General features: G+C 39.4%; 12 protein-coding genes. 2 read left to right on the forward strand and 10 right to left on the reverse strand.

What is annotated here, in order from left to right; genetic code table 11:
* Positions 1 to 45: 45 nt before the first annotated feature.
* From B7725_RS01340 to B7725_RS01355, 4 genes are all read right to left on the reverse strand, one after another.
* The gene (locus B7725_RS01340) at positions 46 to 603 is read right to left on the reverse strand and encodes a hypothetical protein (RefSeq protein WP_000695594.1); all 558 of its coding nucleotides are present in this window, start codon (positions 601 to 603) and stop codon (positions 46 to 48) included.
* 117 nt (positions 604 to 720) lie between these two features.
* The gene (locus tag B7725_RS01345) at positions 721 to 1,341 is read right to left on the reverse strand and encodes a Type 1 glutamine amidotransferase-like domain-containing protein (protein ID WP_084874230.1); all 621 of its coding nucleotides are present in this window, start codon (positions 1,339 to 1,341) and stop codon (positions 721 to 723) included.
* Positions 1,342 to 1,354: 13 nt separating this feature from the next.
* Positions 1,355 to 1,972 carry a class I SAM-dependent methyltransferase gene (locus B7725_RS01350; protein ID WP_084874238.1) on the reverse strand — a complete coding sequence of 206 codons (618 nt, stop codon included), beginning with the start codon at positions 1,970 to 1,972 and terminating at the stop codon, positions 1,355 to 1,357.
* A gap of 102 nt (positions 1,973 to 2,074) precedes the next feature.
* Positions 2,075 to 2,782 (reverse strand): glucosamine-6-phosphate deaminase, encoded by a 708-nt coding sequence (locus B7725_RS01355; RefSeq protein ID WP_000864599.1) that lies wholly within the window; start codon positions 2,780 to 2,782, stop codon positions 2,075 to 2,077.
* 149 nt (positions 2,783 to 2,931) lie between these two features.
* Between B7725_RS01355 and queA the strand changes: the two genes are divergently transcribed.
* Entirely contained in the window at positions 2,932 to 3,960 is a 1,029-nt protein-coding gene (queA, locus tag B7725_RS01360) for a tRNA preQ1(34) S-adenosylmethionine ribosyltransferase-isomerase QueA (protein ID WP_084874231.1), read from the forward strand.
* Positions 3,961 to 4,029: 69 nt separating this feature from the next.
* Here queA and B7725_RS01365 read toward each other — a convergent pair whose 3' ends face one another.
* From B7725_RS01365 to mnmL, 5 genes are read right to left on the reverse strand one after another with little or no spacing between them, the layout of a single operon-like run.
* On the reverse strand, positions 4,030 to 4,890 hold the full coding sequence (locus B7725_RS01365; RefSeq protein ID WP_084874232.1) for a YihY/virulence factor BrkB family protein: 861 nt from the start codon (positions 4,888 to 4,890) through the stop codon (positions 4,030 to 4,032).
* Between the two features lie 29 nt (positions 4,891 to 4,919).
* Positions 4,920 to 6,974, reverse strand: a complete 2,055-nt coding sequence (locus B7725_RS01370; RefSeq protein WP_084874233.1) for a cation:proton antiporter — start codon at positions 6,972 to 6,974, stop codon at positions 4,920 to 4,922.
* An 11-nt stretch (positions 6,975 to 6,985) separates the two neighbouring features.
* On the reverse strand, positions 6,986 to 7,240 hold the full coding sequence (locus B7725_RS01375; protein ID WP_000361094.1) for a hypothetical protein: 255 nt from the start codon (positions 7,238 to 7,240) through the stop codon (positions 6,986 to 6,988).
* Complete coding sequence (mnmM, locus tag B7725_RS01380) at positions 7,233 to 7,790, reverse strand: tRNA 5-(aminomethyl)-2-thiouridylate-methyltransferase MnmM (RefSeq protein ID WP_084874234.1); 558 nt, start codon at positions 7,788 to 7,790, stop codon at positions 7,233 to 7,235. The genes B7725_RS01375 and mnmM overlap by 8 nt, the downstream gene beginning before the upstream one ends.
* Positions 7,774 to 8,730: a tRNA modification radical SAM protein MnmL/YtqA gene (gene mnmL / locus B7725_RS01385; RefSeq protein ID WP_084874235.1), complete on the reverse strand. Its 957-nt coding sequence runs from the start codon at positions 8,728 to 8,730 to the stop codon at positions 7,774 to 7,776. The genes mnmM and mnmL overlap by 17 nt, the downstream gene beginning before the upstream one ends.
* A 91-nt stretch (positions 8,731 to 8,821) precedes the next feature.
* Between mnmL and B7725_RS01390 the strand changes: the two genes are divergently transcribed.
* Complete coding sequence (locus tag B7725_RS01390; protein WP_033588922.1) at positions 8,822 to 9,181, forward strand: DUF3397 domain-containing protein; 360 nt, start codon at positions 8,822 to 8,824, stop codon at positions 9,179 to 9,181.
* A gap of 133 nt (positions 9,182 to 9,314) precedes the next feature.
* Here the strand turns inward: B7725_RS01390 and B7725_RS01395 are convergent.
* On the reverse strand, positions 9,315 to 10,067 hold a 753-nt coding region (locus tag B7725_RS01395; RefSeq protein WP_142357342.1), incomplete at its 5' end, for a Cna B-type domain-containing protein.

Consider the following 10,067-nt stretch of genomic DNA (forward strand, 5'->3'; position numbering starts at 1 on the left):
GTGAATAATTGTCAAGAGAAAAGCGACCATAAACTTTTATTATTTTTACTTTCTTCTTTTGAAGATGAAATAAATCACTAAGATGCAGAGAATCAATCCTAAAACAGCTGGTTTTACAATCGATATGCCACTTCCTCCACTAAATAAAAGACTATGGGCAACCTTCAGAAACGCTCCAATTACTACCGTTGCTAATAATCCATACCAACGTCTATTCCATGTTAAGGATATAATAGCCGTAAAAAATGCTAGAATTGTTGCCAAAATGATAACTTTTTCAATACTCCATCCGCTCGTAAAATAAGTCTTCTCAAAATTCAAAAACTCAATTACTTTTACATCAACTATTTCCGGCTTTGGGAACCAGAACATACTAGTAAATAGGCAAAATATAGAAAAGAAAATCAGGCTGTAGGATTTTTTATAAGCTCCCATTACAATTGGAATAATAAAGAGAGGGCGAATATACCAACTCAGGGTATTCTGGTGTCTAGTAAATGCCCACTCAAAAAAGCTCGTATCTGATAAAAAAACAACAATGATAGCAATCGTTAGAAACAAGAAAATAACCCCACCTATTTTATCTAGCGTTTTTATTTTCATAACTTTTCCCTTCTTGAATTCATAAAATTAATCTATCCATGGCAGATTCCCACTAAGTGAATTATCAACCGCTAATCGTTTTATTGGTAAAATATTAATGTTCTTCCAACCACGCTTTTATTCTATTGTCAAGATATCTATTTGCTCATCGTTAACGATAATTGCTTGGCGGTTATGAAGTGGTAGCAATTCAAGCTGCTTTTTATAGGTTTCAAAGGTCTTTTTGCTACTATCAGTAAAAGGTTCCTCGCCATAATGTGGAAGGATATAAAAATCCACTTCATCCAATCCCGCTGTATCAGATAACTCTGTCGCTACCGTCTTATCGTCCATGAGTTTATTGTAGTCAATATCCTTAGCTGCAATGATAGCCCCTGCTGATTCTCCCACATAGACCAGCCCATCTCTTATTTGCTCTTTGATAAGAGATAGGAGTTGTTTTTTCTTTAATTCTTGCAATAAATAAAAGGTATTCCCGCCTGAGATATAAAGAATCTTGCTTTGGAAAATCTTTGCCTGAGCAGTTTCTCGATCACAAGAAGCAATATCTAGAACCTCTATCTCAAATCCTAAATCCCTGAATGTTTGCTGAGCCTCATCGATATAGGCAGTATAGTCCTCTTTGTTCCCAGCGGTAGGAATAAATAAAACCTTATTTTCTAGATTCTTTTCCTTTGCATAATCGCTAAAAAGCTTTTTGACTTCAGCAAAGTATGAACATAAAAATAATTGTTTCATGATTGTACCTCCATTAATGTTTAACAATTTTATAAAGGATCCATGATCCCTTTCTTTGACAAGTTACGAGCTCAAACCCTACTGATAACAAGAATCGTCTAAATGCTTCTTCGTTTTGGACCTCTGGTAAAAAGTAAGACAACTTGTTATATTCACAAGCCAGTAAGAGCATCCCGTCTGATTTGAGTATTCTTCGAAGTTCCATAAAAGAAGCCTCTAGATCCTGCCAATGAAAATGAGTTTGAAAAGCTGTGATTAAATCAACACTTTCATCAGAAAAGCCTGTCTCCCTAACGTCTCTTCGTTCAAAATTTAGATTAGTCATCTCTATCTGTTTGGCTTGAGCTATTGCGGTATCTGAAATATCGATTCCAGTTATGGTACTTCGCGGAAAGGTTTTTTTCAGCAGGATGGTTGAACGGCCGTTTCCAACTCCTACATCTAAGATTGCAGGGTAAGATGTTCTATCCAGATAACGAATTGCCCATACAAACATGGGAAGGTAGGCTCTATTCCACAATTTCATCATTCGTTTTCCTAGAAAGCCCGAAGGGTTCTTTGATTGCTGAATTAAGCGACTAAATAGTAACATTAAAAGTAAAAAACAAATAAAACCGATTATATAATTCAAAGTCGAGCCTCCCCGTATAGCTATATTATACCACTTTAGCAGGATAGTGAACATTTGAAGTAAAAAGCCACTCACTCCAAAGAGCAAGTGGTTCTTGTAATTTTACTTTTCAAGCAAGCTGAGCGCTTCAGCATCCGCAATAATAGTCACATCAGGGTGGTTTTGTAGGCTACTTGCTGGGAGATTCTCAGTCACTGGGCCTGATACTGTTCCAGCAATGGCCTCTGCTTTCGACTCACCATAAGCAAAGAGAATAATTGACTTGGCATCCAAGATGTTTTTAATCCCCATTGAGATGGCTTGAGTTGGAACGTCTTCAATCTTGTCAAAGAAGCGAGCATTGGCTTCAATTGTAGACTGGTCTAGGTCTACAAGGTGTGTCTGGCTATCAAAGGCAGTTCCTGGCTCATTAAATCCGATATGTCCATTGCGACCGATTCCCAAGATTTGCAAATCAACTGGATGGTCAGCCAAAATTTGGTTGTAGCGTTCTACTTCAGCTTCAGCATTGTCCTTAATCCCACGAGGCAAGAAACTTTCTTTAAATGGTTTTTGGTTGAATAAGTGTTCTTGCATAAAGTGGCGGTAAGACTGAGGATTGTCTCCGTCAAGTCCTACATACTCATCAAGGTTTACACTGGTTAGATTTGAAAAATCAAGGTCACTCTCAACGATTTCCTTGTAAAACTCAAGCGGACTGCTCCCTGTCGCAAGTCCTAATGTTTGAGCACCATTGGCCAATTTTTCCTTCAAAATCTCAAAAGCAACTTTTCCACCTTCAACTTGATTTTCAACTTTAATAACTTTCATCTTTTCATCCTCCGTTTTAATCTATATTCATTATATGGTATAGACCAATTTTTGTCAAGTGAAAACGATTTAATTTCTAAAAAAAGAGCGCCCAAACTTGAAACATGTTATAATGGATAAGATTAGAATTTAGAAAGAATGATGAAAAAATGAATACAGCTGATTTTGATTTCCACTTACCAGAGGAATTAATTGCCCAAACGCCACTTGAAAAACGGGATGCGTCTAAACTCCTTATCGTTAATCGTGAGACGGGAGAAATGCAGGATAAACACTTCCACTCTATTATCGATATGCTAGAACCCGGTGATGCTCTTGTTATGAATGACACCCGTGTTCTCCCTGCCCGCCTCTATGGCCAAAAGGAAGAAACTGGAGGCCATGTGGAGCTTCTCCTACTCAAAAATACCAGTGGAGATGAGTGGGAGGTTCTCGCTAAACCTGCCAAACGCCTCAAGGTCGGGACTCGTGTCAACTTTGGTGATGGTCGCCTCAGCGCTGTCGTTACGGAAGAATTGACTCACGGGGGCCGTATTGTTCGCTTTGAATACCAAGGAATTTTCCTAGAAGTTTTGGAAAGTCTCGGTGAAATGCCACTACCGCCCTACATCCACGAAAAACTAGATGACCGTGAACGCTATCAAACGGTCTACGCTAAAGAAAGTGGCTCTGCTGCTGCACCGACTGCTGGACTGCACTTTACCAAAGAACTGCTAGCAGAAATCCAAGCCAAAGGTGTTCATCTAGTCTATCTCACTCTCCATGTCGGACTCGGAACCTTTAGACCCGTTTCTGTAGACAATCTAGACGAACATGAAATGCACTCCGAATTCTACCAGCTTTCTGAGGAAGCAGCTGCCACCCTTCGCTCTGTTAAGGAAAATGGAGGTCGCGTCATCGCTGTAGGAACCACTTCTATCCGCACACTGGAAACCATCGGTTCCAAGTTTAATGGGCAAATCCAAGCAGATTCTGGTTGGACCAATATCTTTATCAAACCTGGTTACAAATGGAAGGTTGTGGATGCCTTTTCAACCAACTTCCATCTGCCAAAATCAACTCTCGTCATGTTGGTTTCTGCCTTTGCAGGCCGTGACTTAGTCCTAGAGGCATACCAGCACGCTATTCAAGAACGCTACCGTTTCTTCAGTTTCGGTGATGCCATGTTTATCTATTAATTCTCATAATCAAAAAACGCATAGGATCAGATTTGATCCTATGCGTTTTGTAATGGATAACTTTATTAGTTAATTTATTGTAAAGGTTGGATCTTTCAAGCTTTGAACACTGGCATTGATAACTGCTCCGATAATCAAAATCTTAGCAATAAGAATAAACCAGAACATCATGACTACCACGATGATAGAACTGAAAAATCGAACATCCACTAGGTGATTGACATAGTTATTAAAATAAACAGAAAAGATATTCAATAAAAAGATAAGAGTTAGCAAGACAAAGACACTTCCTGGTAAAACATAGCGGATTCGTGGTGCTTTTACTTTTGGAAGGAAATAGTAAATCATGACTAGAATGGCAAAGATCAAGGCATAGACCAGAGGACCTGTAAAATCTTGCAGGTATGAAAATAACGGACTGTCTGATTGCCAGTAAGTTTTGAGGAGGTTGAGCAACATACGACCAAACATACTCAAAAACAAGGCTAGGGCAAAAAGAATCTGCAAGCCGAGGCTAACAAGCAAACTCATCAACTGATGGGAGATAATCCCTCGACTTTTGGTCACCCCATAGGCTTTGTTAAAAGCTTTTTGGAGGAAATCCATTGATTTTGAAAAGGTCCAGAGTGCAGATAAAACGGCAAAACTCAGCAAACCAGTCGATGGTTGAGTCAGAACTTCTCGGACAATCTTAGCGACCACATCATACACCGTATCAGGCAAGAATTCCTTGATTGTAAGTAAGAAATTTGAGACCGGAATCTGAAAATAAGGCAAAATATTGACCATTATCATTAGCAAAGGAAAGATTGAAATCAACCAATAGTAGGCAACCGCAACACTGGTCAACTCGCTATCAGATGCTTGATAATAATGCAAAAAAGCTTTCAATAAGGGCCTGTCCATCAGCTCTTTCCACCACTTTTTCATGTTCCATCCTCCGTCATTTTCTTCATCATCTAAGTTCTTCTGATTAAATCTACCATATCATAAGGCAAGGTATTTGCGGCCTCTTTCAGAGAATAATTCTCTAAATTATTCACATTTTGGCGTAGTTTTTTAGCATACTTGGCTGTTATCAGTTTAGCCTCTTCGTATTCAAAGATTGCCTTACGTTCGAGATAGTAGCCTCGTAGCATTTCATCGATATTATTTGGCTTGATGCGATTGATAACCCGCTCAACAAAAGCCCCACTTCCGATAATGGCCGTCTCGCGTAGACGAGACTCTTGCATAAAACTAATCAGAGAACTCTTGTAAACCCCTTTGAGGTTTTCCAAACTCTCGATAATCAGCTCTGTATTTTCCAAATACAACTCTGAAATCTGATCATAATCAACTGCTAGTAGTTTACGAGATTCTTCATTCATCCAACTACGGAAAGTTTTGCCAAAGGTAAACATTTCATGGAGTAGAAAGCGCAGTATCCGTAAGGAAACTAGGAAATAATAGGTCACTCTAGAAGCGAAATTCCGATTGATACTCTGCTCCATGTTTTTTAGGTAACGTTGGTAAACTCGATAGCCACGCTCACTGATTCTATTTTCTTCATAGGCTTGCTCCAAACCATCACTCTCAATACTCAAGATAAGAAGTTTGAGGGACTCCCAGTCCTCTTGGACTCTCTTATTTTCCTGACTAAGGATGAGGTTTTCAATCCGACCATGATAATTATCAATAGCTGCATAAAGAGGAAGTTTGTTTTTGTGATGGTCCAGCTCTTTTTCTAATTCTGCAGCTACATCATTCAGAATCGCTATATGCATCAAATGATCCTTGCTTTCCTCTTGTTCCTCAGATAAGTGAGGGAGAACCAGTAAACCCGTTAAAAAACTCAACAGTGTAACGCCTGCTACAAGGAAGAGTAACAAAGGATATTCCTGCTCCAAATGACTTGGTATGAGGAGAATGGTCGCGATAGATACTGTCCCTTTGACACCAGAGAAGGTCAAAAGAAGCATATCTTTCATGTAATTATGAATCTTTTTCTTAAGTCGATGCGTCCTCACAAAGTAAAAACCAGCAATCATGACAAAGCGGATCACAAAAAGCAAGAAGGTCAGAACGACAACTGAAAGCAGTAAAAGAAGGGGATTGTAGATAGAATTAGACAAAATTGGCTCCGCAATCAACTCTAACTCCATTCCCAAGATAACAAAGACTGATCCATTTAGCATAAAGGTCACGGTATGCCAGACGGTCTCCGTCACGGTGTCTACTTGAGCCTCAAGGAGCGTAATTTTCTTAAAGCGACTGGCCTTCAAAATACCTGCAACCACTACTGCGATAATCCCTGAAACATGAAACTCTTCTGCGATAAAAAAAGTCATGAGTGGCAAACTTAGCTCTAGCAATAGTTCACTGGCTATATCTATCGCTCGCACACTCAGTAAAAAGGTATGCAAGAAACGATTGACCATAGCCGTCACAAAACCGACTACAAAACCACCAAGGATAGAAAGTGCTAGGGAAGTCCCAGCTTGGCTGAGAGAAAACGTTCCTGTTGTCCAAGCAGCAAGAGCCATCTGAAAGGCAACCAAACCAGAAGCGTCATTTAAGAGCCCTTCCCCTTTTAGGATATTGGAAACCCGTTTAGGAAAACGAAAACGTTCAGAAAGAGACGCAAAGGCAACCAAATCTGTTGGCCCAAGTGCCGCTCCAACTGCTAAACAGGCAGCTAAAGGAAGAGTCATCCAAAGGAAGTGAGCCATACCTCCTAAGCTTAAGGTCGAGATAAAAATCACAGGAAAAATTAGAAAGACGACAATCCGCCAGTGCTTCAAAATGGACGTAATATCCGCTTCTTCTGCCTCCCGGAAAAGTAAGGGACCAATAACTATGGCCAGAAACAGTTCTGTATTGAGATGAAAGTCCGCATCTGGAACAAATAAGCCAATCCCAATCCCCAAAAGGATTTGCACAAGAGGAAGGGGCAAAAAAGGCAGAAGTTTATTGGTCGTGGTTGAAATGATTAAGACAAATAAAAATAGAATCAAGTAAATGAGTAATTCCACACAATTCCTCCTTAATCTTTTTTACAACAAGATTCAAAAATCTCCTTTTGCTCTTGGATTTTCTGATCAATCTTAGAACAGTCTTTGTGCTCAATTTTTTTCTGGCATCGTTCCATTTCAAGAGCAACTAATTTTTTCTTGATTTTAAGCATTTTCTTGCTCATATGTGCTTCGTCGAGCACTCCGACTGCTCGCTCGTGATGCGTTGACTCGACAAAATTTTGGCGCATTGCCTCAAGCTTCTCACGAAGGTATTGTTTATCCATGTCTATACCTTTCTAATTTTTCAATCATAACTAAAAACGGTGGATTGTTAACTTGGTTGAGAGTTCGATAAATAACAGCTGTATACTCTTGTTGGTTCAACTGGCTAACAAAATCCAACACAGCATCCCTCTCGGTGTCTCCTCCTTCATGACCATAGTAGATCATGATAGCAATCCGTCCTCCTTTGACAAGCAAATGGCAAAGCTTTTCTAAGGCTTCGATAGTAGTCTGAGGTTGTGTGATGACGGATTTGTCAGCAGAAGGCAGATAACCCAGATTAAAAATCCCTGCCTTAGCTTCTGTCACAAACTGGTCTAGTGTCTCATGACCTTGCAAGATTAACTGGGCATTTGTCATTCCAGCCTGATCCAAACGCTCTTGCGTATTCTCTAAAGCCTGCTCCTGAATATCAAAGGCAAAGACTTGCTTGGCTAGCTTGGCTAGAAAAAAGGTATCATGACCATTGCCCATGGTCGCATCCACTACGATATCCTCTTTTGTCACGACTTCAGCCAAAAAATCATGTGCCATCTCAAGTGGTCTTTTCATTTTTAAACTCCTGTTTTACAGCCTTGCATCCTTGCACACTTCCACGACGGCGCATCTCAGTTTCAATAGCATTTAGCACTTCCCATTTATTGAGGCTCCACATGGGACCAATCAACATATCTCTCGGTGCATCTCCTGTAATTCGATGGATGACGATATGCTTGGGAATGATTTCCAGTTGGTCACAGATAACCTTGACATACTCGTCCTGACTCATCAGTTGCAAGCGTCCTTCGTGGTAATCTCGTTGCATACGAGTATTTGTCATGAGGTGAAGCAAGTGCAGTTTAATACCTTGTATATCATTATCCCTAACACAGCGACGGACATTTTCAATCATCATCTCATGAGTCTCACCGGGCAAACCATTGATCAAATGGGAAACAATCTCAATCTTGGGATATTTCCTCAAGCGTTTTACTGTTTCAACATACAATTCATAAGAATGGGCACGGTTAATCAGGTCAGAGGTTGCTTCAAAGGTTGTCTGTAAGCCCAATTCTACCGTCACATGCATGCGTTCCGATAACTCAGCCAAATATTCGATGGTTTCATCAGGTAAACAGTCTGGCCGTGTTCCGATATTGATTCCTACTACACCTGGCTCATTGATAGCCTGCTCGTAACGTTCCCGAATCACTTCCACCTTTTCATGGGTGTTGGTAAAGTTTTGGAAATAAACTAGATACTTTTTAACATCTGGCCATTTGCGGTGCATAAAGTCAATTTCCTTATAAAATTGCTCACGGATAGGGGCATCCGGTGCCACGATAGCATCTCCAGAACCTGAAACTGTACAAAAAGTACAGCCCCCATGAGCCACAGTTCCATCGCGATTTGGACAGTCAAACCCCGCATCAATAGGAACTTTAAAAGTCTTTTCTCCAAAAAGTTTTCGATAATAATCATTCAAGGTATTATAAGATTTCATAACTTTCATTATAACAAAAAACACCTACAATCTCAAAAGCCTGACTTTCCTACAAATTCCCTTGTTTCTCATTTCCTTTAGCGTTTTTTTATGATACAATATGGGTATGATTTTAATGAAAATAGCATCTATTTTATTATTGATATTAACCTTGGTGGTTTGCTTTATTGTCACCAAGCTTTTCGGACTCAGGAAAATAGGATTTAATTTCGCGGATGTAGCTTTTCCACTTTTGGTATTCGAGTACTATCTGATTACTGCTAAAGCCTTTACCCACAACTTTCTACCGCGACTTGGTGTCGCACTTTCTCTCCTAGCAATCCTCCTTGTAATCTTTTTCCTTGTCAAAAAACGAAGTTTTTATTACCCTAAATTCATCAAATTCTTCTGGAGAGCCGGTTTTCTCCTTACCTTAATCATCTATATAGCAATGATTGTCGAATTGATGATGGTAAAATAATTACCAACCCAGTATTAAATGCTGGGTCTTTCTTTTACTCTTATATCTAAAAAAGACCAGAGGAATCCTCTGGCCTTTTTATCACAGATTAAACCTAAGAAAAACAAATGGAAACTATCTTTCTCACGCTAGATTATTTATTTTTACGGCTTACAAAGTACAATCCACCAGTCACTGTCATCAAAGCAAGTCCTGCAACTACTGCTGCGTTAGATGATTTTTCACCAGTGTTAGGAAGTTGAGGTTTTGGACCTGGTTTTCCTGGTTCTGGATCTTTTGGCTTGTTTGGCTCTGGATCCTGTGGTTTGTTTGGTTCTGGATCTTTTGGCTTGTGATGATTTACAATATTAGTGCCAATTACTTCAGAAGTATAGCCTTTAGGAACATATGCTTCTTTAACTGTATAAACAATTTCTTTACCACCATCTTGATAACGATCAAGATCTGTAAATTCATACGTCCAACCACTTGCTACTGAAGCTGTAGCTGTTTTACCAGTTTCTACACCATTTGCCAACAGCTTAACAACAATTGAGTCTGGACGAATACCATCTTTGTTGTTAGCATCATCCCAAATCTTTTGACCTTTGACATTGATCTTAGCTGGTGTATGAGTGTTTGTAATAGTGTATTTACCGTCTTTTTCTGAAGTAATTGTTGTTTCGTATGATGCAACAGCTACTTCTTTGACAGTGTACTTGATTTCTTTACCATTTTCATACTTAGGAAGTTTTTTAGATTCGAACTTCCAACCAGTTTTTTCTGAAACTTCAATTTCTTGAACAACTTTTTCGCCATTAAGAATTTGAACTTTCACAGATCTTGTACGTTTACCATCTTGGTTATTGTTATCATCCCACACCTTAGTTCCTGAAAGGATAACTGT

The sequence above is a fragment of the Streptococcus oralis subsp. tigurinus genome (assembly GCF_002096275.1).
Taxonomy (GTDB): Bacteria; Bacillota; Bacilli; order Lactobacillales; family Streptococcaceae; genus Streptococcus; species Streptococcus oralis_CN.

Excerpts from the sequence above, each read along its gene's own strand:
- B7725_RS01340 (WP_000695594.1), bottom strand. The coding sequence starts at position 603 with ATGAAAATAAAAACGCTAGATAAAATAGGTGGGGTTATTTTCTTGTTT.
- B7725_RS01345 (WP_084874230.1), bottom strand. The coding sequence starts at position 1,341 with ATGAAACAATTATTTTTATGTTCATACTTTGCTGAAGTCAAAAAGCTT.
- B7725_RS01355 (WP_000864599.1), bottom strand. The coding sequence starts at position 2,782 with ATGAAAGTTATTAAAGTTGAAAATCAAGTTGAAGGTGGAAAAGTTGCT.
- queA (WP_084874231.1), top strand. The coding sequence starts at position 2,932 with ATGAATACAGCTGATTTTGATTTCCACTTACCAGAGGAATTAATTGCC.
- B7725_RS01365 (WP_084874232.1), bottom strand. The coding sequence starts at position 4,890 with ATGAAAAAGTGGTGGAAAGAGCTGATGGACAGGCCCTTATTGAAAGCT.
- B7725_RS01375 (WP_000361094.1), bottom strand. The coding sequence starts at position 7,240 with ATGGATAAACAATACCTTCGTGAGAAGCTTGAGGCAATGCGCCAAAAT.
- mnmM (WP_084874234.1), bottom strand. The coding sequence starts at position 7,790 with ATGAAAAGACCACTTGAGATGGCACATGATTTTTTGGCTGAAGTCGTG.
- mnmL (WP_084874235.1), bottom strand. The coding sequence starts at position 8,730 with ATGAAAGTTATGAAATCTTATAATACCTTGAATGATTATTATCGAAAA.
- B7725_RS01390 (WP_033588922.1), top strand. The coding sequence starts at position 8,822 with ATGGGTATGATTTTAATGAAAATAGCATCTATTTTATTATTGATATTA.